The organism is Facilibium subflavum (genome assembly GCF_003574485.1).
Classification (GTDB): domain Bacteria; phylum Pseudomonadota; class Gammaproteobacteria; order Francisellales; family Francisellaceae; genus Facilibium; species Facilibium subflavum.
Genome location: NZ_QLIT01000099.1, coordinates 18,583 through 42,083 on the forward strand (window position 1 = coordinate 18,583; position 23,501 = coordinate 42,083).

Annotated in this window: 25 protein-coding genes; 9 read left to right on the forward strand and 16 right to left on the reverse strand. The window is 37.2% G+C overall.

The window, feature by feature from the left end:
* Positions 1–74: 74 nt before the first annotated feature.
* From DNK84_RS06715 to map, 8 genes are all read right to left on the reverse strand, one after another.
* A complete protein-coding gene (locus DNK84_RS06715; RefSeq protein ID WP_119343778.1) occupies positions 75–854 on the reverse strand; it encodes a hypothetical protein in 780 nt (259 codons plus the stop codon).
* Positions 855–874: 20 nt separating this feature from the next.
* Positions 875–1,465, reverse strand: a complete 591-nt coding sequence (gene gmk, locus DNK84_RS06720) for a guanylate kinase (RefSeq protein WP_162902279.1) — start codon at positions 1,463–1,465, stop codon at positions 875–877.
* 7 nt (positions 1,466–1,472) lie between these two features.
* The gene (gene galU / locus DNK84_RS06725) at positions 1,473–2,348 is read right to left on the reverse strand and encodes a UTP--glucose-1-phosphate uridylyltransferase GalU (protein ID WP_119343779.1); all 876 of its coding nucleotides are present in this window, start codon (positions 2,346–2,348) and stop codon (positions 1,473–1,475) included.
* Positions 2,349–2,432: 84 nt separating this feature from the next.
* Positions 2,433–3,176 carry a lysophospholipid acyltransferase family protein gene (locus tag DNK84_RS06730; RefSeq protein WP_119343780.1) on the reverse strand — a complete coding sequence of 248 codons (744 nt, stop codon included), beginning with the start codon at positions 3,174–3,176 and terminating at the stop codon, positions 2,433–2,435.
* Positions 3,173–3,742, reverse strand: coding sequence for a D-glycero-beta-D-manno-heptose 1,7-bisphosphate 7-phosphatase (gmhB, locus tag DNK84_RS06735; protein WP_119343781.1), 570 nt, complete (start codon positions 3,740–3,742; stop codon positions 3,173–3,175). Before gmhB ends, DNK84_RS06730 begins: the two co-directional genes overlap by 4 nt.
* Before the next feature lie 18 nt (positions 3,743–3,760).
* Positions 3,761–4,084 (reverse strand): ferredoxin FdxA, encoded by a 324-nt coding sequence (fdxA, locus tag DNK84_RS06740; RefSeq protein WP_119343782.1) that lies wholly within the window; start codon positions 4,082–4,084, stop codon positions 3,761–3,763.
* A 107-nt stretch (positions 4,085–4,191) separates the two neighbouring features.
* Complete coding sequence (locus DNK84_RS06745; protein ID WP_119343783.1) at positions 4,192–5,028, reverse strand: hypothetical protein; 837 nt, start codon at positions 5,026–5,028, stop codon at positions 4,192–4,194.
* Between the two features lie 62 nt (positions 5,029–5,090).
* The gene (map, locus tag DNK84_RS06750) at positions 5,091–5,924 is read right to left on the reverse strand and encodes a type I methionyl aminopeptidase (RefSeq protein WP_119343784.1); all 834 of its coding nucleotides are present in this window, start codon (positions 5,922–5,924) and stop codon (positions 5,091–5,093) included.
* 171 nt (positions 5,925–6,095) lie between these two features.
* On the opposite strand from map, the gene trpR reads away from it, so the two are divergent.
* The 3 genes from trpR to DNK84_RS06765 all read left to right on the forward strand — a co-directional run bounded on the left by trpR (position 6,096) and on the right by DNK84_RS06765 (position 8,119).
* Positions 6,096–6,365, forward strand: a complete 270-nt coding sequence (gene trpR / locus DNK84_RS06755; RefSeq protein WP_119343785.1) for a trp operon repressor — start codon at positions 6,096–6,098, stop codon at positions 6,363–6,365.
* A gap of 20 nt (positions 6,366–6,385) precedes the next feature.
* On the forward strand, positions 6,386–6,895 hold the full coding sequence (locus tag DNK84_RS06760) for a GNAT family N-acetyltransferase (RefSeq protein ID WP_119343786.1): 510 nt from the start codon (positions 6,386–6,388) through the stop codon (positions 6,893–6,895).
* Positions 6,896–7,246: 351 nt separating this feature from the next.
* Complete coding sequence (locus DNK84_RS06765) at positions 7,247–8,119, forward strand: DNA replication terminus site-binding protein (protein ID WP_119343787.1); 873 nt, start codon at positions 7,247–7,249, stop codon at positions 8,117–8,119.
* Here DNK84_RS06765 and folP read toward each other — a convergent pair.
* Both folP and DNK84_RS06775 read right to left on the reverse strand, forming a co-directional pair.
* Positions 8,116–9,411: a dihydropteroate synthase gene (gene folP, locus DNK84_RS06770; protein ID WP_119343788.1), complete on the reverse strand. Its 1,296-nt coding sequence runs from the start codon at positions 9,409–9,411 to the stop codon at positions 8,116–8,118. The two genes, DNK84_RS06765 and folP, sit on opposite strands and share 4 nt — an antisense overlap.
* On the reverse strand, positions 9,393–9,761 hold the full coding sequence (locus DNK84_RS06775) for a dihydroneopterin aldolase (RefSeq protein WP_162902280.1): 369 nt from the start codon (positions 9,759–9,761) through the stop codon (positions 9,393–9,395). Before DNK84_RS06775 ends, folP begins: the two co-directional genes overlap by 19 nt.
* A 96-nt stretch (positions 9,762–9,857) precedes the next feature.
* Between DNK84_RS06775 and dacB the strand changes: the two genes are divergently transcribed.
* Positions 9,858–11,324 carry a D-alanyl-D-alanine carboxypeptidase/D-alanyl-D-alanine endopeptidase gene (gene dacB / locus DNK84_RS06780; RefSeq protein WP_119343790.1) on the forward strand — a complete coding sequence of 489 codons (1,467 nt, stop codon included), beginning with the start codon at positions 9,858–9,860 and terminating at the stop codon, positions 11,322–11,324.
* Here the strand turns inward: dacB and rpe are convergent.
* The 3 genes from rpe to DNK84_RS06795 all read right to left on the reverse strand — a co-directional run bounded on the left by rpe (position 11,319) and on the right by DNK84_RS06795 (position 14,618).
* Positions 11,319–11,975 (reverse strand): ribulose-phosphate 3-epimerase, encoded by a 657-nt coding sequence (gene rpe / locus DNK84_RS06785; protein ID WP_119343791.1) that lies wholly within the window; start codon positions 11,973–11,975, stop codon positions 11,319–11,321. The genes dacB and rpe overlap by 6 nt on opposite strands.
* A gap of 297 nt (positions 11,976–12,272) precedes the next feature.
* The gene (locus DNK84_RS06790; protein WP_119343792.1) at positions 12,273–13,085 is read right to left on the reverse strand and encodes a hypothetical protein; all 813 of its coding nucleotides are present in this window, start codon (positions 13,083–13,085) and stop codon (positions 12,273–12,275) included.
* A 33-nt stretch (positions 13,086–13,118) separates the two neighbouring features.
* Complete coding sequence (locus DNK84_RS06795) at positions 13,119–14,618, reverse strand: hypothetical protein (RefSeq protein ID WP_119343793.1); 1,500 nt, start codon at positions 14,616–14,618, stop codon at positions 13,119–13,121.
* A 196-nt stretch (positions 14,619–14,814) separates the two neighbouring features.
* On the opposite strand from DNK84_RS06795, the gene DNK84_RS06800 reads away from it, so the two are divergent.
* The gene (locus DNK84_RS06800; protein WP_119343794.1) at positions 14,815–15,315 is read left to right on the forward strand and encodes a hypothetical protein; all 501 of its coding nucleotides are present in this window, start codon (positions 14,815–14,817) and stop codon (positions 15,313–15,315) included.
* A gap of 173 nt (positions 15,316–15,488) precedes the next feature.
* Here DNK84_RS06800 and DNK84_RS06805 read toward each other — a convergent pair whose 3' ends face one another.
* The 3 genes from DNK84_RS06805 to DNK84_RS06815 form a co-directional block, all read right to left on the reverse strand.
* The gene (locus tag DNK84_RS06805; protein ID WP_119343795.1) at positions 15,489–15,875 is read right to left on the reverse strand and encodes an endonuclease domain-containing protein; all 387 of its coding nucleotides are present in this window, start codon (positions 15,873–15,875) and stop codon (positions 15,489–15,491) included.
* A 167-nt stretch (positions 15,876–16,042) separates the two neighbouring features.
* Positions 16,043–16,942 carry a PAS domain-containing protein gene (locus DNK84_RS06810; protein WP_119343796.1) on the reverse strand — a complete coding sequence of 300 codons (900 nt, stop codon included), beginning with the start codon at positions 16,940–16,942 and terminating at the stop codon, positions 16,043–16,045.
* Between the two features lie 172 nt (positions 16,943–17,114).
* Positions 17,115–18,806, reverse strand: a complete 1,692-nt coding sequence (locus DNK84_RS06815) for a patatin-like phospholipase family protein (protein ID WP_119343797.1) — start codon at positions 18,804–18,806, stop codon at positions 17,115–17,117.
* 143 nt (positions 18,807–18,949) lie between these two features.
* Between DNK84_RS06815 and ispB the strand changes: the two genes are divergently transcribed.
* The 4 genes from ispB (at position 18,950) to DNK84_RS06835 (ending at position 23,498) form a co-directional block, all read left to right on the forward strand.
* Complete coding sequence (gene ispB, locus DNK84_RS06820) at positions 18,950–19,918, forward strand: octaprenyl diphosphate synthase (RefSeq protein WP_119343798.1); 969 nt, start codon at positions 18,950–18,952, stop codon at positions 19,916–19,918.
* Positions 19,919–19,923: 5 nt separating this feature from the next.
* Entirely contained in the window at positions 19,924–20,364 is a 441-nt protein-coding gene (locus tag DNK84_RS06825) for a YcgN family cysteine cluster protein (protein ID WP_119343799.1), read from the forward strand.
* Between the two features lie 110 nt (positions 20,365–20,474).
* Positions 20,475–21,611, forward strand: a complete 1,137-nt coding sequence (locus DNK84_RS06830) for a YopT-type cysteine protease domain-containing protein (protein WP_119343800.1) — start codon at positions 20,475–20,477, stop codon at positions 21,609–21,611.
* Between the two features lie 366 nt (positions 21,612–21,977).
* Positions 21,978–23,498, forward strand: a complete 1,521-nt coding sequence (locus DNK84_RS06835) for a hypothetical protein (RefSeq protein ID WP_119343801.1) — start codon at positions 21,978–21,980, stop codon at positions 23,496–23,498.
* Positions 23,499–23,501: the final 3 nt, after the last annotated feature.

The window sequence follows — 23,501 nt, forward strand, 5'->3', positions numbered from 1 at the left end:
TATCTTTCATTACTGTCATTGTAATTGAAATCAACGCTTGAGGTAACTGTTAATTGCAGGCACTTGAATTATTTCTAAAAAACAAATTTAAACATCACTCCGGCATCAACGGTATAGTTTTCTGGCTCAACCCAACTACTTGTATTGCCTGAAGCCGTATCTGACTGCTGAATACGCCAATATTTAATATAAGGCCCAACATACCAGCCAACACTGTCAACCTGATGGCCAAATAATAAGCTTGCATTCGCACCCCAGCCATGATGCTGCGGGTTATTCACCCCACCATCAATACCAGAGTATTGATTACCATAAATAAGATAATCAAATTCAGCATTTAACTGCCACTGCCAACGCTTTAGCTGTTGTTCGAACTGAAAACCAACTGGCAGATAAAAATAATTCGATAATCGCTGATAACCTGCACTTGTATCAGAAGTATCATTATTTAAGAAGCGATAACCTAAACCTGCATAGGGAATTAGCTGCATTGCGTTATTTGAAAAGGAAAAGCGATAACCAACAGAAGGTGCAACGCTAAAGATATAACTGTCATCATTTGAATTACTATAAGGTTGACTATTCAATAAAGAGCCATCATATTTCCCATTAACAAACCCTAATTGAGATTGAATCTGCAACACAAGGTTATTCTTTTGAATATATTGATAATCAAATTGAAGACCAACAGAAAGCCCCGTTATCTTCATATAACCTGGCTCTGCATACTTATAGTAACCAATCGTCGGCGAAAGACTAAAACGGCTACAGCTGGTCTGTCCTAGCTCACAATGCGCATAGCTTAGACTGCTTAATACACATAAGGATAAAAACGTTATATTTTTTTTTATCATTTAAACCACATCCATTTACACTATATTAATTGATAGTTTACACAAGCCTTAAGCTTTTGCACACGAAAGATTGCCTTAAGATCATTAAGCGCCTCATCAAAGTCTTCATTTACCACCACATAATCATACTCATTGGCATGTGATGCCTCATCCAAGGCTTGCGCCATACGCTTTTCAATCACATGTTCAGCATCCTGGCCACGCGCTACTAAGCGTTCACGTAGAACCTTAAGTGATGGCGGCATAATAAAAATACGTGTACAATCATCACCAAATATTGACCTGGCCTGCCTTGCACCTTGCCAATCTATCTCTAAAATCACATCCAGGCCTTGCTGAATTAATGCCTCTATCGATTTTTTCGACGTACCATAATAGTAATCAAACACCTTTGCATACTCAACAAAATCATCATTATTAATCATGTCTTTGAAAGTTATCTGATCAACAAAGTAATAGTCCTGGCCATCAGTTTCACCTGGTCTTGGCGGTCTTGTTGTGTGTGAAACACAAACACAGATACCCCTCACCGTTTTGACTAATGCCTTTAAAAGTGACGTTTTACCAGCACCAGAAGGTGCAGAAACAATATAAACGCTTCCTGTATGCACGATTATTTTACCTGTTTTTATCTTTTTCCATACTCGCTTTAACACGCTGGATAAACTTCTCACCCAATATTGGATCCTGTTTCGCCAACTCAAAATTTGCCATTAAAAACCCAAGCTTATCACCACAATCATAACGAACACCCTCAAAAGGATAGGCAATAAGGCGCTGTGTCTTAATAAGCCTGGCAATCGCATCGGTTAACTGAATTTCACCACCGGCACCTGTTGGAATATTCTCCAAATGCGTGAATATTTCCGGGGTTAATATATAACGCCCAACAACTGCTTTTGTCGATGGCGCTTTTTCTGGTTTTGGCTTTTCAACAATTGCTTCAATGCTTTCATCTTGGCGCGTTTTAACAATACCATAAGACCCTGTGTCTTTTTTAGGAACATTTTGTACTGCAATCACACCACATTTTTGATAATAGTATTGCGCAACCATCTGCGATAACGCACCATCACCTGTTGGGTTACTGATTAAATCATCTGCAAGCAGCACAGCAAAAGGCTCATTGCCTACAAGTGGTTTCGCACACAATACCGCATGCCCAAGCCCCAAGGCTTCTCTTTGTCTAACATAAGCACAATTCACACCTTTGGGTAAAATATTGCGCACAACTTCAAGCAGTTCACGCTTTTGTTTTTGTTCCAGATTATATTCTAATTCAAAGTTCTTATCGAAATGATCCTCAATAGCACGTTTATGCACGCTGGTAACAAAAATCAAATCTTTAACACCTGCAGCAATTGCCTCTTCAACGGCATATTGAATTAATGGCTTATCCACGACTGTGAGCATCTCTTTGGGTGATGCTTTTGTCGCAGGTAAAAACCTTGTTCCCAATCCTGCGACAGGGAATACTGCTTTTGTAATTTCCATACTTAACCTTCTATTATTCTCTTATAACGTCTTAATACTACTTTAAAATATTTACAGGTAATATAGGTGAATCCTAAAACCATTTTAACCGCCTAATGACTTTACCGTGTCATTAATCCACTGATAACAGTGCTGATTTAATTCATCCACACTGAAATCATCCGATGCAATCACCTCACCAAAACACAAGGTAATACGCCCAGGTTTAATCAACCCTGCTCTATTTGGCCAGCAAACACCTGAATTATGTGCAACTGGAACAATGGCAGCACCGGTTGATTTTGCCAACATCATTGCCGTTCTGTGAAACTTTGGGTAATGCCCTTTAGGAACACGGGTGCCCTCAGGAAAAATTATAATACTAAGCCCTAAACCAAGTCGCGCTTTACCCATCTGCAAAATTTTCTTAAAAGATTTGAAGCTTTGCTTTCGATCGATAGGAATACTACCAACCGCCTTTAAACCCTGACCAAAAAAAGGAATACGAAGTAACTCCTGCTTTAAGACAAAACACGCATTATAAAGCAAGGCATGAAACACAACCGTCTCCCAAGATGATTGATGCTTACACACATAAACACAAGGTTTATTTGGCACGTTTTCTCTGCCTTTAATACGCACGTGTATCCACAGAAAGAAAAAAATTCCCCAATGCGCAAGCGTTGACCATATCTTAGCAGGAATCAAGCGAATACGCATCGGCAGGCGCAAAAATCCCAACAATGTGGTAATAGAGGCGAGTACAACCGTAATAACAGCCATATAAAGCACAAAAATAATTTGGCGCAACCATAGCACGCCATGCCATAAACATTTTAATATTTTCATAACAGTGATTCCACAAACTGTTGTAAGTTATCAAAAACAAGAAGCTTTTGACATATAACAGGGTTTTGTTGATATGTTTTTTCGCCTTTGCCGGTTTTTACTAATACAGGCGTACAACCTGCCTGATTTGCCGCTTGAATATCTTTTAAGCTATCACCGACAAAATAGACACTTTTAGATAATTCAATCAAAAGTTTCTGACTGATCTCCAGCAACATTCCTGTTTTAGGTTTTCGACAATCACAATCATCACAAGGCCCATGTGGACAAACAGCAATATAGCGAATTGCATCTGCATCCGTTTTTAACAAAGAAAAAAGTTTTTGATGCATGTCATGAAGCGCTGCATAAGAAAAAAAGCCACGTGCGATTCCAGATTGATTGGTTGCAATGGCAACAGGAATTTTTAATTGCTTGAGTTTTTTTATCCCCCGAAGACTACCTTGAATCGGCAACCATTCTGCTGAAGATTTAATGTATTGATCCGAATCTTCATTAATGACACCATCACGATCTAAAATAACAAGCGTTGGCAGCTTCCCAGCTTTATTGTTATTATTTTTCATTATCCTGCTCGTTATCAACTATTTTTCGAGATACTGGCGTTTATTTTTCACATCACGCCATTGATCGGCATCTTCTGGTGGCTCACATTTTTCAGTGATATTCGGCCAACGCTGTGAAAGCGCCTGATTTAATTCAATAAACACCTCTTGATCTTGTGGCAGCTCATCCTCTGAGTAAATAGCATTAACAGGACACTCAGGCTCGCATAAAGCACAGTCAATGCACTCGTCAGGATTAATCACTAACATATTTGGCCCTTCATAGAAGCAGTCCACAGGACAGACTTCAACACAATCACCAAACTTACACTTTATACAACTCTCTGTTACAATAAATGGCATCTATGTATGTCACCTAAATATGAAAATACGCTTATTTTAACACCCTCGCCCGGATTGAAAAGGCTTATTTGATGCGTTTGTTCATGTTTTTACACCAAATGCCATGTTTATTGTGCTTGCAGATATTGCAACACAGTTGAAAGTTCTTTTGAAATCACAAAGTCATTACGCATTAAAAGCTGGATTGTCTTTGCTTCAAAACCGTCTAAAAACCAATACTTACTCGCAAAATCAAATGTTGCATCCGCCCGAAGATGTATACTGTTCTGCCCCTTTTCAAATTCTTTAATTAATTTGTGCTTTACAGGGACTTTAACAACAATCTGTTTACGCCTTGGATCGTATCCTGCACAGCAGTTTCCCTCTAACAAGGACATTTGCGCCTGGTAATCACGCATTTGTACAGGTTTATTATCTTCTATTTCATTTTGATAGTTTTTTCGCCGTGCCAGAGCGTTTTGCAATGCCTGCTGCAACTTATAGTGTTCCTCTTCAAGCTTTTGATGCGTCTGCACTAAAGCATCAAAACGTGCTTTAAGACCATAATATCGCACTTCAATATGATCATTTGCCCGTCTTACTTTTAATAAGGTATCCTGGCATTGCTTAGTTTGATGTGAAATGCGTTTTTTTATGTCATGATGTAATACTTCAGATAGTTTAAATGCTAACGCTTCATGCATTGCAACATCGTGATCTTTTAAGACTTGATCAATGACGCCAACCATTCCGGTCTCTTTTGTTTTATTGCAAGCCGCACTTTTTTCAGACTGTGCTATTTTTTTTGCCAGATCCGGATCATCTTTATAAAGCAGCACTTTATCAGCCAACTCAAAAAACGAATGTTTTTTGCCAAGAAGTGTGCGCACTTTTGCCACCGTAATAGCATCACCATCACGCTTGATCATCTGGCAGGCTTCATTGACTTGCTTTTGAGTGACCATGTCGTTTTTACTACCTAAAATTTATGCATAAGCCATAGTATACGCGATTGTATCTAATCGATTCAAGTCATCTCTTCTTGGCGCAACGGCAATTTATTATCTACTATTTCTTCTTGACGCAATGTAAAGACTTCATAGCCTGTCTCGGTCACCATCAAGGTATGTTCCCATTGTGCGGATAAGCTTTTATCCTTGGTTACCGCTGTCCATTCATCTCTTAAAATAGTAACCTGTTTTTTGCCTGCATTAATCATCGGCTCAATAGTAAAAGTCATGCCCGGCTTAAAAACAACCGCATCAAGACGCGCTTTTTCATACGGGATTTTAGGTACGTAATGCATTACTTGCGGGTCCTCATGAAACCCCTGACCAATCCCATGGCCGCAGAAAACCTCAACAACAGAAAAGTGATGCTTGTGCGCATGCATCTGTATGCTTGCAGCAACATCGGTTAAGGTATTCCCAGGTTTCACCTGCTCAATACCTTTCCACAGGCACTCATGTGTCACCTTGACCAGACGCTTTGCTAGTGTACTGGCTTTATTTTCCCCACCAACATAAAACATCTTACTGGTATCCCCATGAAACCCATCTTTGATTACCGTGACATCAATGTTGATGATATCGCCATCTTTTAATTTTTTATCACCAGGAATACCATGACAAACCACATGATTAATCGAGGTGCAAATCGATTTTGGAAAACCATGATAATTTAATGGTGCTGGGATGGCATTTTGTGTATTAACAATATAATCATGACATATTTTATCTAACTCACCGGTTGTCACACCTGCGACAACATAAGGCTCGATCATATCTAATACTTCTGCAGCAAGCCTTCCTGCAATACGCATTTTCTCAATCTGCGGCGGTGTTTTAATAATTATGCTCATCTTTTTAAAATTCACTTATTTATCTGTTCAACAAATCAACAACATAATAAACGAAGTAGGCGTTAATGTACATAAAAATTCACAAACTTCAAAAAACTTCCATTTATTACTGGACAATGAATTATTTAGCTTGTATCGTTACAGTAATACAAGCTTTTTTAATTATATAAAATGAACGAAAAAGATAGCTGGCAAAAAATCATTAAGCTACTTACTGAAACCACCTCAGAAACAGAGATGGAAACCATTTTAGAGTACTTACTGACATCAGAAGAAAAAGTACAATTAGCCGGTCGAATATCACTGACACATTTAATGCTGTATTCTAAACTCACACAGCGCGAAATTGCCAAAGAACTTGGCATGAGCATTAGCACGGTCACTCGATGTTCTAATGCATTAAAAAAACTGCCTGAACAGGCAAAAGAACAGTTCAAATAAAAATATATCAGGAGAATAACATGAAAATATCTGTATTAAACAAGTCTCACCAAACTGCAATTCAACAACTTCTTGCTGATGTGAACTTTTTTAATGCAGACATTTTTTTTAGCCCAGAGCAGCGATTTTTTGGCTTTTGGCATCAACAAAAGCTTATCGGTGTTATCGGTGTTGAAATCATCGATAATTATGCAATTGTGCGATCACTTGCTGTTACCCCTAAATATCGCGGCAAAGGTCTTGCCCAACTGCTTTTACAACAAGCTGATGCTTATCTTTATTACGCAGGCATTAAATATGTTTATGCCTTTACGCATTATGCCGCTAATTATCTGGCTTGTTATGGTTATACGCAAACGCTTTTAGAAAGAGTTCCTGCTGAAATCCTAGCGCATCGCTATACAAAGTCAGTAATAACATCTGAAGCTATCGTGATGAAAAAAGGACCAAGTCATCTAAAAAAGCCACCAACGCAGCAAATGAACCAACCAACAATATCACAGCGACACCCGCTGGCATTTGCTGCGTGATATAATTAAGTGAACTTACGCACTTCCAGGAATTTTATTGTTAAGATTGACTACTATTGCGCAAGAAAGCCTTTATGAAAACGATGACACTTAATCGATATGTCTCCACTAATTCCTTGAGTTATATGCAAGTCCTGTCTCAATGCTTGGTAAGCGTGGTGATTACGAGAAGTGCGTCATCGTCGCTTGGCGGCGATGACGTTGATGCACTTATGACTTGAATAATTTAGGGAATACTAAAACAGTGTTGGATATCCGTATTGAATCAAAATAAGAAAACATAAAGCACTTGCATATTCATCTTTTCCAGCTACAATGATTTGGTGTTATTACCTCTTTTTAAGAAGCTATATGGACACTGATCAACACAAATCATTTAAATTAAAAAAGTGCGAGAACAAAATACAGCAATCTATTGCTGAAATTGATAAAGCTACCACAAGCATACAACAGCTACTATCAGCACAGACATTAAACAATAAGGCGGCATTTAATTTTTTTTACACCGAAAATACCACACATCCAGAACCAGAAAGACTAAGCTTACCCACCGTTATTGATGCAGCCTTTTCCTATATGAATACCGATGATTTAGCAGGGGGAGATACGGTAACACTTATCGGTTATGTATTTATACCAATAGATATTGCCAAAAATGTCGGTGATTTAATTGAACAAATCAACCAGGCCAAATATAAAATCCACCAGGCCATTACAGAAGTCAAGGCACTATACAACGGCTCTGTTCATCACCTAAACACTTTTAAAAAAGCGCGTTTTCACAGCCGGATAAACTGGAAGATGCTTAATCGAATGATAAGCTATATTGATGATGATCAGATAACGCATATGACGTTCTATCAAGAGCAAAATGTCGTCAGCACACCGATATCACAAGAAGCGTTAATGAAAAAACTAAGCGCACTTAAAAAGTCCGATCAGCCAATGACGCAGGATATTAGCGTAATTGCCTCTTATCCATCACAAACGATCTTTTATATACGTTACCCAAGGAAAATCCGACATGCGGTGAATTTATACTTTAAAGGCCAAAATACGCCACAAAGAATCATCTGCAGCACACCAATATTTATCACTCAACGATCTGATATCACCATTCGTTTTAATGATCAATCTTCAAGAAAAAAACGCTCTGATGCCGGGAATTATCAAGGACCAATTATCCAGTCTTTACCTGTGTATCATAAAGCTTCATCAAACTAACTGAATTTGGCTGCCAGCGCTAAACTCACATCATGTACGCGAATATAATCTATTTTTTGCTTACATAAATCACGACTGATCATCGCTGTGATAATATCCTTTTGATGCACTGCCTCTCCACAAGTGTACAAGGATGCGGATCTTTTCCTGGAATGACCAATTAAAATCGGCACGTTCAGATGTTTTTTGATCAAAGCAATATTCTCTAATATTTTTTTGACTTGGAATGCATGTTTACCAAAACCAATACCAACATCAAAAATAAGCTGCTCTTTTTTCACGCCAAGTTCTAATAGCATTTGTATTTTACGCTTTGCATATAAACAAATAGATTCAAGACAATCCTCATCTGCTGGTATATATTCACCAGAAGCTTTGCCCAGTTGGTGCATAAAAACATACTTAACATCCGTTTGCCCAATAAGCGCTGCGATTTTTGCCTCATCATAACCATAGACATCATTGATCATCGTCACACACGCAAACTGTAGTGCGTTTTCTATCACCGCTATATGATAGGTGTCAATACTGACATCAATTCTTGTTGGAAAGGTGTGCTCTTTAAACAGCTGATCAAGGCTTTTTAAATAAGGTTTAAGTATGTGCCATACCATTTCAGGTGTTTTAGGTGTTACATGGGGTTTGGTACTTTCTGCACCAATATCAATCACCTGACACCCTGATTCGATCATCGATAATATCTGTTTTTGGAATGTCTTTAAATCCGGCTGCTGCCCATCACCTGAAAAAGAATTCAGTGACAAGTTCACAATACCTACGATTTTTGAGCCGGATAAACCAAAAGGTGCCAGTTTAATCGGTGGCATCTGATATAACGTTTTATATAAATCAATTGATTGACCAGGATATTGCCAGTTTGGCACAATCTCTAATAAAGGCGCTAAGGCAAAACGACGCTTAAGCAACCCTTCATGTGGCACAATCAAGCGTTCATGTGAGATGGCCTGGTGATCAAATGTTAAAATATCAATATCAATTTGCCTTGGCGACCAAAATTCATGGTCTTTTTCTCGACCAAGCTTTTGCTCAATTTCCTGTAATGCATCTAATAACGCCAAAGGCGTTAAATGTGTTTTTACTTGCAATGCAATGTTGTAATAATCCAAATCCCATTCTTTTGGCGCACCTTCTGGCAGCAGTGCTTTGGTTTGATAAACAGAAGATATATGCTTTACCACACCAACATGCTCTTTGATTAGCTCAATTGCCTGACTTAGATGATCAAGCTTACGGCCAAGGTTGCTACCTAAACCTAAAATGACGTCTGCCATGGCTGCTCCATTGTGAAAATTGCATAACCCACATTATCTAAAGGTGGCCTTTTATAAACACTGACACGAATATCTGCGGGTATTGTTAACTGCGCTTTTATTGCCTGAAGTAGTGAAAAGGCCAGATGCTCGATAAGCTGATAGCGCTTTTGTGCTGCAGCTGTCAGCATTGCCTCATTCAGTTTTGCATAACAGATAACATCCTCAAGCTTGTCACTTTGACAACCATCAGGCATCGTGTGAAAGTTTAAATCCATATCAACCTTAATTGTCTGTTTTTCTACTTGCTCAAAGTCATAAACACCCAAATAAACCGATAACTGAATATCGCGTAAACTGACTTGATACATAATCGCTATTAACTCATTACAATATATTAAGATTCTTGTTATTATCACTAACATAGCTAAAAAGTCGACCTTATTGAAAGACTTATCGTGAAAAAAATGAAATTATCAAATCTTTTATTGCCACTTAGCCGTCGCTTGCAATGCTTGATAACAAAACAAGTAATTATAGGGATAACCCTTATTTTTACGATCAGCAACGTTGCTTTAGCCGAAAACTCGACACGCCAGGAAATCCGCTATCTTGTAAAGAAATATCGCCTTACCAATGCCAGCATTGGTATTGCCGTACAGCGTGTTAATTCCAAAGAAATGCTTTATCAATATGCACAGAATCGATTTTTTATCCCGGCAAGCAATAATAAGATATTTACCGCCATTGCTGCCTTAGCCACACTGCCGGCAAATTTTCAATTTCAAACGCGTGTATTCTATCAAAAATCCAAGTTCAATAATGGCACACTTAAGGGAAACCTGTATATCGATTTCTCAGGTGACCCAAGCTTGACAGGCTCAAGCCTTTATAATCTTATTGCACAAATTAAGCAAAATGGCATTAAGAAAATTGATGGTGATATTATTGCGGTAGCTAATAAATTTACCGGAAGCTATATTCCTGAAGGCTGGTCGCATGAAGATACAAAATACTGCTATGCGGCACCTGCCTCTACCATGAATATGAATAAAAATTGCACGGTAATTAAATTAATCAATACTAGCGGCAATAAAACCAAAGTCGAAGAAGTTGCCAATACCAGTGATATTACCTTTAAAAACAGTGCAACCATTGAGCCTTATAACATCCGGAAAAATTGTCCATTCACACTCAACATGGATGATGATAATGTTACCCATCTATCAGGTTGTTTGCCAAGAAAAGCCGAATTTTACATGAGTCTTGCCATTGCAAATCCTGCATTAAAGACATTGGATACGATTAAGGATTTCGTCAAAGAAATTGGGCTTGTCTATACCGGTGACATCATCATTGGCAACCTGCCCAAACAAAAGCTTGATCAGCTGGCCGAAATTCGCTCAGCACCCTTATCGGATTTGTTAACGCATATGCTGTTAAAATCAGATAATCTTTATGCTGAAAGCTTTGCCCGCACCGTGGGTTATGTGATGTATGGGGCAGGCTCAACCACCATGGCCACAAAAGCCATTGAAAATATCCTGACAAAGACTTACCATGCCGATACCAAAGCGCTTGTTATGAAAGATGGCTCTGGATTATCCATACTAGATCGTGTCACCCCGCTTTTTATGGTCAATCTTTTAAGTAATGTTTATAACAGCAACATTGGTAAACGCCTATATAGCTACCTTCCAACCTCTGGGGTTGATGGAACCCTGGCATATCGCATGGGTGGCCATTTGCAAGGGAAAGTCCATGCCAAAACAGGCACATTAGATGGTGTCTCCACCCTTTCAGGTTATTTGCTTAGCCAAAAAAATCACCTGCTGAGCTTCTCTATTATGCTCAATGATTTACATGAGAATCAACGAAATAAAGCACGTATTTTTCAGGATAAAGTGGTTGATGTTTTTTATCGAACGCTATAATGCCAAACGCATCTGATCAATAGCCTTTTTATAGTCTTTTTGGTTAAAAATAGCGGAGCCTGCAACAAAGGCCCGTGCACCACATTGCGCTAATTTGGCAATGTTTTCAACACTCACCCCACCATCAACCTCTAACAAGATATCTTTTTTTGTGGATTCAATCCAATTTGAAATCTGTGTAATTTTTTGATACATCCCCTCAATCAAACGCTGTCCAGCAAAGCCAGGGTTCACCGTCATCACCAGGATTCGATCTATTTTATCGATAACATGATTGCATACAGAGATATCCGTGGCAGGGTTTAATGCAACACCTGCCTTAATGCCAAATGAATGCACCAGGCTTAAGCTTCGATCAAGGTGTTTTGTCGCCTCAGGGTGAAAAACAATACTTGAAGCACCTGCTTTTGCAAAGCTTTTAATTAAATCATCAACCGGTTCGACCATTAAATGCACATCCACATTTGCCGTAATCCCATCTTTTCTTAATGCCGATAACAGCATCGGCCCAAAAGTAAGGTTCGGGACATAATGATTATCCATCACATCAAAATGGATATTATCCGCACCGGCAGTTATCACCGATTTTACATCCTGGCCAAGATGTGCAAGGTTTGCTGATAATATTGAAGGGTTGATTTGGTAGTCCATATAAAATACTTCCCGTAGCTGTTTTGTTTATACGGATTATATCACGTATCCAGTATTCACAAACTAAATTGCTCAACAGTAATTTTACACATTTTCTAAAATTTTGGAAGGATTACCATGTGTCCAATTTTAGTTGACCAGAACAGGAATCCACGCAAAGGTTACTCCTTACTCACAACAGTTGGGGCTGTATACAGAGGTTTTTGTACACTAACTCTTTAAATCAACAGATTTTGTTGATTTCTATTTATTTCCTCAATGGTATCTTCAAAGTTTGTCTACATCATCTGCCCTAAATCAAGTATTTTTTATTTCTTGGGTTAGGTTAGTATTCTTATCAAAAGAATTTACTCTAGCCTCAAATGGGCTATTAGAATAAGATGATGGATAGCTCCCGAGCTCATCTAGCTTCACATTGTCGTAAACTGTCAACCGCGCCTTAAGATCTTCATTTTCATTACGCAATTCTTCATTTGTTTTCTTTAAACTAATTAAATCATCATAAAGCTTATTTGTTGTTTCTTCATTTTTTCTAACTTCTTGCTTGATTTCATTTGTACTGTTTAGTAGGTTTTTATACTGATTACCTTGATTTTCGTGCTCCTTTGTTGAATTATCAAGATGAACTGTAGAGTTTTTTAACTGCTGTGTGCTTTCATCAAGTAATTGGCTTACTCTAATTAAATCTTCTTGTGTTTTATTTAGGTCATTACTAAGGCATAAGTTACGATTAGTAAGTTTTGTGATTGTCACTCTTGTCAACTCATCGTACTCTTTGCTTGTTAAAAAATTGTTGAGCATACTAGCAAGTTTACTTCCGCGCTTACCAAACACCCCAAACTTCATTTTGGTTTCAATATAATTACTGACACCTTGTTTGAAATTTATGGGGTTACTACTACAATTGCTGCAAATATCGTAAACTGCATTAATATCAGCTAATCTGCCTGATGTATTGTTTTCCAAACTTGCTCGGTCATTAAACTTTTCCTGCATATACTTTATAAATACTGCTGTAAGCATCTCTTCCATTTCAGGATAATTATCTTTTGCTGCATTCAGACCATTCTCAGCAAGTATATCTTTCACTTCTTCTATATTCATTGGCATAATTGTCTCCCATTTATTTATCTATTTATTTGTTTATTCTAAAATTACAGAAGTGTTAATCTCCTTATGATTCACTATTTTCTCAAAAACCCCTCTCTCAAAATTCTTCGATCTTTGTTGTGATGTATTTATTTTCCTTTTTAGCCCCTGGCCAAAATCAGACAATTTTTTAATAATTTTTTGCTGCTCCTCCAGCTTTGTTTGCGCTTTTTTTATAGGGCTATTTGAATTTAACTTTTGAAGGTTATATGCACCTGTAGCAGGCGTGTAGTTAATCTCCTTTAAAATACAATTAATTTTTTGATTCAAGTACGCTATTTTTTCAAAATCATTCTTTTTATCATTTAATGTGTTTAATATGCGGTCGTAATTACTTTCATCCATAAACTGTTTTAAGTTTTCAAGGATACGATTAAACTTATCTGAGCTTTCTCTTTTGTTATCATTGTGATCTAAGGCTGTAGCTGAGGGTGGGTTACTCTTCGGTATTTCACTAACTAGTTTCTCGCACGCTTCCAACTTTGTTGTTGTTTTTTCAGTATCGCGCTTTATCTCCTCATGCGCTTGACTGATCGCATTAAGCGTATTTTTATTTTGCTTTAGTGTTTTTTGATCCGTTTTAATAGCTTCTTGATTTTGTTTAATGGCTTTTTCAGCTTCTTCTGCCACCGACGCATTTTGAAACTTTAATGCTGAAAGATCATACCAACAACCTTCCTGACTCAATTTTAAAGATGCCGGCGTTATATTTGGCTTATTCAAGTCATCAGGTTTCCATTTAAACGTTCCCGTTTTTACAAGATTTTTAAAAAAATACCCCAAACCATCCCAAAAAGACCAGGATTTATTTTTGCTTTCACTTTTTTCTGGTTGGTAAGTAATTTTTTCTAAAGTGTATGATCTTCTTGAATGCATTTCTCTCCATGGTTCTGCAAGCCGTTGCAGCGTGAGATCAAAAACTTCATAAGTCCTATTTTGAGCAACTCTAACAGCCTGACTATTGTAGCCTTGAGTCCCTTTTGAGATATGTGAAATTGCCTCTATATTCTTTTTTGCAATAGTAAAAAGAAACTTATTAACCTGATTTTTACTTGCTTCAGTTAAACGGCTATAGCCATCATATAAAAATTTATTTAATAATTCTTCATTGATTTTTTCATATTTAGTCTTTTTAATATCTTTTGAAAGCTCATCAATAGTATTACCTTTTAGATAATTGTTCACTATTTCTTGAAGATCATCGTTAGATTCATGATCTGAAAGGAAACTGGATAGTGTATCGTCATTGCTTGCTTGTTTAAGCTTTTTGAAAATACCTTTTTTATCTTCAGTTGCCAGGTGCGCTTCTATCTTTTCATCTTGTGCTATTTTTTTCAATAGCACAACCCTTAATTCTCCTTCATACTCAAGCGTAGCAACCTGATCAAGAAAGTTTTTAAATTTACCTTTCTCGGCTAACCCGTAAATCTCAAGTACAGTTTCTTTAAATTTATCAAAAGAATCATCCTTATTTATCATATTTTTATCACGCATACTTAGTCCTCCTGGTCACTTCAAACATAAATACTATTAATTTACACATCCATATTCCCCCAAAACCTATAAAGAAGAAAAGCGTAAAACCCCGGTAATTTAATTAAAAATTTAATACTAGCGTTAAAAATACGGAAAAATATTTACAAAAGCATGTCAAAAAAATGTGATAACCAAAACCTAAAGGAGGTAACCCATGGTACTGACATCTGAACATCTCAATGCCTATATCAAAGAATTACAGGCAATTCAAACGCTTAATAAAACTGAGCTTATCGAAGATGCTATGGTCGATTTATATTTCAAAATTGATAATGAGGCGATGGCAAGTGACAAAATCAAATCTTTTGATGATGTAGCTCCAAAATCACAAGAATGTATTAAGCAGATCAGCCAGCTATTATTGGCGATATACTCCCAAGCCTATGTAAAAGAGCTTGGCACTTGTATTGATAAATCCACCCTAAAGCATAATACGGCATATGGTTTGTTTAATACCATTGATGGCACACTTAGAGACTATTTTCACCTGACTGATCATTTTAGCTTTGCCAGACGCTTAAATCGACAATTACGGCCGAAGTCCTGCAACTTATCCGACAATACGAGGAATGGATTAATAAAAGAATTTTCTTTTGAGGATAAAGCAACTGATATAAATTCAAGTGTTATTTTTGAAAGCGACAATCGTATTTAGTCCAGTTTTATATGATATTGCAGAGTTTAACAAAACGCTTATCATCTTATCATTGTGGCCATTACTGTCTTGAGTTACCAACGATTATCACGTGGATCGCCGCCAAGCAAGGACGACGACAGTAAATTCCCCTTCACTTGGTGAAGGGGTGCCGAGCCTGCGAGGCGGGGTAGTCATTTTACTTGCATTTGCATCATCCGATCGCGCAGCCTTTGATGAATATGCATCAGAACACCTGCCAAATTCTGCTTAATATCAATATCCAGAATGTGGATAACCAATAAATCAAATCCTTGTAAATAGGCTTCTCGCTCCATATCATATTCAACCTTAAAGTCATGACTTCCCCCATCTATTTCAATAACTACGCCCAAGGACTTACAATAAAAGTCAACGATATAATTTCCGATGATTTTCTGACGATCAAAATCAAGTGCTAAAAGTTTCTTGGACTTTATCTCTTGCCATAATAAAACTTCAGACAAGTTCCCTGCCTTTCTCAATTGCTGGGCATATGCTTTTAAATTATGGTTATAAGGTAGTTTTCCCCAATGCTTCATATATTTAGTTGGCTTTTTGATGATAGATGACTATAAGTATAGCAGTCGTACTGTGCTTTTTTACTACCCCGTCAGCCTACGGCTGCCACCCCTTCACCAAGTGAAGGGGAATTAAATCAATATTTACCCACAGACTTGGAATACGCCTATCGTTTTGCCCATAAGCTTTATATCTCAGTGAATAATAACTGCCAATCGTGCTTGCTATTTTGTATCTGAAGCTTAATACCAATGCTATAACCAAAATCGAGTAAGGCCTTGCTGATGGTGACTTGCTTTGAAGATGTGAAGTCAAGCTGTATTTGCCTCTGCTCTATCTTAAGATGCGCACAGGCATCATCTCGCACATAACGCTTAAATCCACAATCATGAAGCTGCATATATAAAATACTGGCATAGACATACCAGATCATGCGTGTGCGACATTGTGATAACGGTGTTGTACAGTAAAGTTTAATATCAGCTAGCGCATTGGCAAAATGTTTATGCGGGAAGTCTTGCCAACTCACATAACCATGCTGCTTATTTTGATACGCACTATGTAAACTATAATATAAACTCAAAAGAGGCGCTGCCTTGGGTTGTGCACCCTTACTCATTGTCTGCGCCTTACTATTTAGCTCATCTATACAAGTAAGATAAGCATCTGCCAATAGATGACTTTCAGATGAAGGTGTCATATCTGCGGTATGCGTTAATATATCAATATACAACTTTGGCATATTAGGCTGATTAAAAAATGGAATCTTCTCAATGCTCAGACGTGCATTTTTCCCCTCACCAAAAGGATAGTGATTAATTTGACCCAGCCTTGTTTGTCTAAATAAATCATCGTCATGACTTATACAGCCAGCCAAATCCTGTGGTAAAAACTGCACAAGCGTTTTTCCGATAATTTCTTTTGCATCTAAATTTAAAACTGTTTGACAGCTGTTACTAACATAAATACATTTTCCATGAGAATCACGGATTAATACACAATAGCGCGATGCTTTTTTCCCTTCTATTAGTGCTGTTATTTCCGTAATATTGCTTAAGCTGTTTTCTGCTAATACGTATTTTTGCATAAATATTTGTTACTCCATTTTAACTAATTTTGCATGTTTTTTGATTAAATGCCTCGACATGGTTTACAAGCAATCATCAAAGTGTAAAATAATAATAACTTTTAATTATTCGCTAAAGCGGGAAACTACCTGGTTAGTGATTGCGATTTAACAAAAAAATGCTTGTAAAGCTTCAGATAGATTGACAAGACAAAAGCTTACGACGAACCTGTCCTGTCTTATTTGACAAAAATGTCTCATAAAAAATAGATTTCCCTTTACGCCTTGTTGAATATCCACTAATAAACTGCGCTAAATGTGTTGCATTGAATTGAAATAAAGAAACCTCATTACCTTGACAAGTTTTCCCTGTCAACATACGAATAAACTGCGTCTTTATTGCCGTATTTGTTGTTGGATGATTTAGCTTTTCTAGTAATAATTTGGCAAGCCGTGTGTTTGCTTTAAACTCACCTGTTCTTCGGTCAATCGCGCATAAATAGATAAAGTTAGAAACCAGGAAATCCATATTTTTTGTGCTTAAGCTTTTCTTGCTGTCGTTACAAAAAGATAACAGCAATGTCGCTTTACGACTTTTAGCCGGATCTGTTTTAAATGGCGAAAACCAGGAAGGTTGTGTGCTATATGAGTTAAAAAGCTCAAATGCAAACTCACGAAATAAAAAATGTGGTGATTCTTTAACAAGTCCGTGATTCATCAAATAACGCTTTGTTGAAAAATAACCTTGAAAATATAGCTGTAACTTTTGGCTTTCTCCTTTTTTAAAGTCGATTGAATCAACGCCTGTATCAATCTTGATCGTTTGTAAGGCATATTTTCCACGCAAGCGCTGATATTCCTCTTCAGCAGCATCTGTACCGTTTCTGCTTGCACCTATATCACATAAATACCTCACAAGCTTATTATAGATAAACTTAGATATGATACCTGGATCGTATAACTTCTCCTGCCTGCCATAAAGCGCTTTATGGACAGGATCATTTTGTCTTTCACTAAAAGCGAAGATTAAACGATTAAGCTTGCTTTTTTCTTTCACGCTAGGGTGTGTATCTAAATGTGCCTTTTCTACCGGTTCTAATGCTTCGGTAGGAATATTTTCATAATAACCACCATCAATATACTCACGACCATTAACATTATGTGGTTGCAAAATCACAGGTAAAGAGGCTGAAGCTCTAATTGCACTGGCAATCTCAACATAAGGTGTTGTTTCAATGCTAAATCGTTTTACTTCACCACACTCTCGAGCAACTGCAGTCAATACAACTTTCTTAAAGCGCTTAGGAAACAAACGATGTAAACGTTGTAAATCTTTAAAATAAATCGGTTGGGACCTTTTATTTCTTTGGTATAAATGCTTAAGGTAAAGTATATTGCGCGTGCCAAGTTTCACATCTGATAAAACACCAATATTTTCCTGAAAGAAATTCTGTATATTTTGTCTGATTTTCTGACGACAAAAATCAAGCATTGGCTGCCCTGTTCTTGCAATCGAAAAAAAGCTAGATCGCCCCCCTAATAAGCTTTCGTTCATCTGCATAGCTGCTTGTTGAAATTGATCTGGCTTCATCCCGGTTGCAATAAATCCCGCGCTTAAAGCACCAATCGATGAACCAGAAATTGTGTTTATACCTTCAAATAAACCTGCCTCATAAAGTGCTTGGTAGACTCCGACATAACTTGCACCACGAACCCCACCACCAGAAAATACAAGCTCTGATATTCTTCTGTTTTTTGTTGCCTGTTGCAGTTGATTAAATCCTTCATGATCAAATTCTGTATAATTCCCTGTATTCATTGCACTATCCTTTGATTTCTCTATAATCACCCATAAAGCATAGATCATATTATTATATACAAACATAGGGAAACCACTGATTGTATAAACCCTTTCGCTTTAACGAAAAAGTATTGTAATGCTCGACCTTGTTGCATCAAAATAAATTACTTGACGCAAACACACAGTTTAACTATGCTCGTCAGTTATGTATATAAATCGATACTCTAATGACACTAAACGAGATTAAACAATTATTACATGATGACATCAAAAAAAATGATGATTTTATCATTGCACAACTTGCCTCAGATGTCGTTTTAATCAATCAAATCAGTCACTACATTATTCACAGTGGCGGTAAACGCTTGCGCCCTTTACTTTTGATGCTTTGTGCCAAGGCCTTAGGCTATCAAAAAAATCGGCATTTTAAGGCGGCAGCCATCATTGAATTTATCCATACGGCAACCTTGCTGCATGATGATGTCGTTGACGACTCAGCATTAAGGCGTGGCAAAAAAACAGCCAATAATGTCTTTGGTAATGCTGCATCTGTTTTAACTGGCGATTTTTTATATTCTCGCGCCTTTCAGATGATGGTTGAGCTTGATCAAATGCCTATCATGCAAATAATGGCAGATGCCACCAATAAAATTGCTGAAGGCGAAGTATTACAGCTTTTAAATTGTAATAATCCTGAAATTACTGAAGCCCAATACATGCAGGTGATTTATTGCAAAACAGCCAAACTGTTTGAAGCTGCTTGTGATGTGGCTTCTATCATTGCCGGTGCAGATAATGAACAAGCCCAAGCCTTACGCCAATATGGGATCCATCTTGGTAATGCTTTTCAAATTGCCGATGATGTTTTAGATTATATTTCTGACAGCCAAAGCATGGGCAAAAACATGGGTGATGATTTAGCTGAAGGCAAAACCACACTGCCGGTTATTTATGCCTTGCAAAATACAAATAAAAATCAAAAAGCCTTAATCACCGAGGCCATTGAAAAAGGAAACCACCCTCAAATGGATCAGATCGTTAAAATCGTCAAAGACTGTGGTGGCATTGCTTATGCGATACAAAAAGCACATGATGAAGCAAGCCTTGCAAAAACAGCAATTGCGAACTTCATAGATAACGACTATAAAAAAGCATTAATCGCGCTTTGCCAACTTGCTGTTGAACGGACTTCTTAGCGCTTATGACGAAGGCAACCCCACCCTTTTGGCAGAGCACCCATTTAAAAGATATGAGCCCATCACAGTGGGAAGCCCTATGTGATGGTTGTGGGCTTTGCTGTTTGCATAAATTACAAGATGATGACACCGGTGAAATCCATTACACCAAAGTTGCTTGCAGGCTTCTTGATTGCCAAAGCTGCCTGTGTAAAGACTATAAAAACCGCAAACAACACGTCCCAGATTGCATGCAGCTAACCTATGATAAATTAGAACAGGCTCAACACTGGCTACCAGAAACCTGCGCTTACAAACGGCTTTATCAAGGAAAGCCTTTACCCAAGTGGCATTATCTAATCTGTCATGATAAAAAGGCTGTCCACAAAGCCCAGGCTTCGGCCCAAGGTATTGCTATTTCTGAAACAGAGATTAATGATGATTTAGAGGATTACCTGATCTCCTAAAAACAAATACAATCTTTTGTTTATCAATATTTATCGTGGTTTTACTGTGTTTTTTATATTAAAAAAGTGGTTAAAATTATCATAAAATTATTTATTACTTCAGCAAAAAAATGCCTAATCAAAACATAAGACAACTACTTAATCAAATGTCAAATAAATTTGGGATTGACATTCCTGAGAATCTACAGACCTATGACGCGCTTCTAGGCATTTTTAAAAAGCAGCTAAACCACTTGCCTAAGTATATTAAAAAGGAAATCAGCTGGAAAGTAGATGGTTTAGACTTTAAAGAAGAGGATCATCTAGAATATAGTATGGTCAAAAAACTTAGAAACATAATAAGCCAGGGGTATAAACACCATAAACTAATTCAAAAATTTTCTAACTTGTTTGTTAATTTACCAGAAGAAGTACCTGACTACGACACTATTTATAAAGCAATTAAAAACTCTCCATTTAAAAAGCTCCCTAAGGAAATACGAAATCAATTCCTAGAGGAATTAGCTGGTTTAGACATTAAAGAAAATGATCCACTAAATTACCAAACAACAAAAGCGTTTTTTAATATACTTGAGAATTACGCACTTAAGCATGCTGAAAAAATGTTTGAAGGCAAGCTGGATTTTGTATTTCAACAGTCCACAATCATCGGTGATTTCAGAACCAAAAATGTTAAAAATGGCATCTGCTCTCCAATAACAATAAAGTGGATTGAGGCAAAGTTAAAAGATACTGATTTTAAGATTGACTGGAAAAACCCAGAGCATAGAGACTGGTTTCAGTGGGCTGTTGAAGATCACGCTAGCAACCCATTGTTATATTTAAAATCAGAAAAAATTCATCCTAAAGAGCCAGTACTCACTAAAGTTGATTTAACCACAAAAGACTGGCTGAAAGGGGGAGCAGCGTTAATGGGAGTCGATAACACAGGAAAAACGCAAAACGACAAGGATGGTTTAGGACATAGCTGTGGTGTCCTTGTGGATTTTTCTAAAGGAAGATTCGAGTTTTTTGATCCTAATACAGGCCAATTCAGCTTCCAATCAAAAGAAAACTTAAAACAGTTTATAGAGTTCTATATCGTACAAACGTATTATGAAAATAAAAATGATTGTAGCAACAACCTAGATTTAAGCTACTTTTATGATACCAACAAACCTACACTTAGCCCTTACATTTTCCAAAAATTAGTCGAGCTTGGCGATAAAAAAGCTAATGATTCCAGCGCTAGCCCTAGTAACACCTAAGTGGACAATCTCAGCCTTCTACAATTATGGGACAGGTCTCTGTTATTAACTGGCGTTACGCACTGTCCAATGCAGAAGTCTTTAAACCTGTAGTTTTGGCCATTACTGCCTTTAGTGACTAACAATTATCACGTGGATTGTCGCCAAGCGACAATGACGGGGTTAGTAGACACATAAAGCTCTAGGCTGTTATTCTTGCAAAGATTCTTCTTGACCAATAGCGGTTAGAGCCTGATGTAAAAACCTATCTAAACTACAAAGTTTGTGAGAGTGCGTAACTTCTGTTATTAAGTAGTTTCACGGTATTATCTACGCATTATTAGCTTACAATATCACACTAAATAACAAACACTTTAAGGTCTAAAAATGCCAATACAACTACCAAATGGAAGCACTTATCTTGAGATAAAAAAAGCATTGTTAGAAAGAATAATGCCAAAGGCTGCTACAGATAACAAAATTGAAAGTTTATCTGATGAACAAAAAGCCAGCTTGGATTATTTACTGAGCTTGGAGCTAAAAGAACAGCAGAGGGATGCTATATCATATAACAATCTAAGTCCTGTAAATACAAATATTATCAGTATTCAAGGTGAAAATGGATTATATTTTGATACAGATTCACGACGATATCTGGCCGAGAAATCCACCTCTCCACTCACCAAAAAAACACTTACATCGGAAATGATTAAGTCAGGGTTAGATGAGAGAACCAAAAATGCTATTATTGAACGTGTTTTATCGCAATTTAACATAAATAACGCTATTAAAGCTGATACAATAGAAAAATGCCTGGTATTAAGAGCGTATGATGCGCTGGATCAAAAAAGCTTTGAAAATGCTTTGAGCAAGCTTGAGCCAGTGTCATTTAATGAGGCGATTGGTTTAATGGTTGAATATGGATATTCTGTGCCAATAAAGGATGAAAAACCTGATGTTAATCTTTTAAAGCAGGCAATAAAAGCCTTAGGGAAATGTGATAAACCCGAACAATCAGTCAATAAAGAGGTTCTTAAATACTTAATTAATACAGACCCATTTATTTTAACAAGTCTTGCTTACGAACACCCTGAAACGCTAAAAACCTTTTTATTAAAAATAAAGGATGAAGATATATTAACCAAAGCAATGGTAATAAAAGATAAACTGGATTATAACGTCATTGATCATATGATGCCTTCTAAGTACGACCTCGATGGTGAGAAACGTTTTACAGCTTTTATGGAAATTTTCGCTCAATTTTCACCACAGGGCAGGCTTGAAATCATGACAACACCTGGCCATGATGGTGATACTATGCTGCACCATTTGGCGATGAGTGATAAAGCAAGCCTTGTCATTGAATGGATAACAAACCAAAACCTTGATCAAAAACTAAAGCTTATCAACCAGGAAAATAAGCAACACGAAACGGTGCTACATCTATTAGCAGAAGAAAACCCCTCAGTATTATTGCAGATATTACAGAGTTTGCCAGAAAATGAATGCTATCAGTTAGTAACGGAGAAAGCATGTCTTGAAGGAAATGTTTTACATATTTTAGCTGACAAACCATTAGCGTTGAGAGATTGCTTAACACTCTTGCCCATTGATCAGCACCTTGATGCACTATGTAAAAAACCGCTAAGCCATGGAAATCATGTCAGTGCACTAAACAAAATCATGGCTAAAGAGCTGGATTTTACAAAAAGCCTCAGTGATATTTTACCACAGAAGGATCAAGAAAAATTCCATGGTTTAATTGAACAATATGAGAAAGAAATAAAACAACATGAGCAACTTATGGATGATTTCTTTTCTGGCCTCAATAACCTTGAAATGCCTTTTGAAGCAAAAGTAAATAGCTTAAATAACAGCCTTGTTTCTGATCACTCTGCAGATCAATAAATA

What these genes read in the sequence shown, in the direction of transcription:
- DNK84_RS06815 (WP_119343797.1), bottom strand. Translation starts at nt 18,806, where the DNA reads ATGTTTGTATATAATAATATGATCTATGCTTTATGGGTGATTATAGAG.
- fdxA (WP_119343782.1), bottom strand. Translation starts at nt 4,084, where the DNA reads ATGCCATTTATTGTAACAGAGAGTTGTATAAAGTGTAAGTTTGGTGAT.
- DNK84_RS06830 (WP_119343800.1), top strand. Translation starts at nt 20,475, where the DNA reads ATGCCTAATCAAAACATAAGACAACTACTTAATCAAATGTCAAATAAA.
- DNK84_RS06825 (WP_119343799.1), top strand. Translation starts at nt 19,924, where the DNA reads ATGACGAAGGCAACCCCACCCTTTTGGCAGAGCACCCATTTAAAAGAT.
- map (WP_119343784.1), bottom strand. Translation starts at nt 5,924, where the DNA reads ATGAGCATAATTATTAAAACACCGCCGCAGATTGAGAAAATGCGTATT.
- ispB (WP_119343798.1), top strand. Translation starts at nt 18,950, where the DNA reads ATGACACTAAACGAGATTAAACAATTATTACATGATGACATCAAAAAA.
- DNK84_RS06795 (WP_119343793.1), bottom strand. Translation starts at nt 14,618, where the DNA reads ATGCGTGATAAAAATATGATAAATAAGGATGATTCTTTTGATAAATTT.
- trpR (WP_119343785.1), top strand. Translation starts at nt 6,096, where the DNA reads ATGAACGAAAAAGATAGCTGGCAAAAAATCATTAAGCTACTTACTGAA.
- DNK84_RS06730 (WP_119343780.1), bottom strand. Translation starts at nt 3,176, where the DNA reads ATGAAAATATTAAAATGTTTATGGCATGGCGTGCTATGGTTGCGCCAA.
- DNK84_RS06790 (WP_119343792.1), bottom strand. Translation starts at nt 13,085, where the DNA reads ATGCCAATGAATATAGAAGAAGTGAAAGATATACTTGCTGAGAATGGT.
- galU (WP_119343779.1), bottom strand. Translation starts at nt 2,348, where the DNA reads ATGGAAATTACAAAAGCAGTATTCCCTGTCGCAGGATTGGGAACAAGG.
- DNK84_RS06765 (WP_119343787.1), top strand. Translation starts at nt 7,247, where the DNA reads ATGGACACTGATCAACACAAATCATTTAAATTAAAAAAGTGCGAGAAC.
- DNK84_RS06810 (WP_119343796.1), bottom strand. Translation starts at nt 16,942, where the DNA reads ATGCAAAAATACGTATTAGCAGAAAACAGCTTAAGCAATATTACGGAA.
- folP (WP_119343788.1), bottom strand. Translation starts at nt 9,411, where the DNA reads ATGGCAGACGTCATTTTAGGTTTAGGTAGCAACCTTGGCCGTAAGCTT.
- DNK84_RS06745 (WP_119343783.1), bottom strand. Translation starts at nt 5,028, where the DNA reads ATGGTCACTCAAAAGCAAGTCAATGAAGCCTGCCAGATGATCAAGCGT.
- gmhB (WP_119343781.1), bottom strand. Translation starts at nt 3,742, where the DNA reads ATGAAAAATAATAACAATAAAGCTGGGAAGCTGCCAACGCTTGTTATT.
- DNK84_RS06835 (WP_119343801.1), top strand. Translation starts at nt 21,978, where the DNA reads ATGCCAATACAACTACCAAATGGAAGCACTTATCTTGAGATAAAAAAA.
- DNK84_RS06800 (WP_119343794.1), top strand. Translation starts at nt 14,815, where the DNA reads ATGGTACTGACATCTGAACATCTCAATGCCTATATCAAAGAATTACAG.
- dacB (WP_119343790.1), top strand. Translation starts at nt 9,858, where the DNA reads ATGAAATTATCAAATCTTTTATTGCCACTTAGCCGTCGCTTGCAATGC.
- DNK84_RS06760 (WP_119343786.1), top strand. Translation starts at nt 6,386, where the DNA reads ATGAAAATATCTGTATTAAACAAGTCTCACCAAACTGCAATTCAACAA.
- rpe (WP_119343791.1), bottom strand. Translation starts at nt 11,975, where the DNA reads ATGGACTACCAAATCAACCCTTCAATATTATCAGCAAACCTTGCACAT.
- DNK84_RS06805 (WP_119343795.1), bottom strand. Translation starts at nt 15,875, where the DNA reads ATGAAGCATTGGGGAAAACTACCTTATAACCATAATTTAAAAGCATAT.
- DNK84_RS06775 (WP_162902280.1), bottom strand. Translation starts at nt 9,761, where the DNA reads ATGTATCAAGTCAGTTTACGCGATATTCAGTTATCGGTTTATTTGGGT.
- DNK84_RS06715 (WP_119343778.1), bottom strand. Translation starts at nt 854, where the DNA reads ATGATAAAAAAAAATATAACGTTTTTATCCTTATGTGTATTAAGCAGT.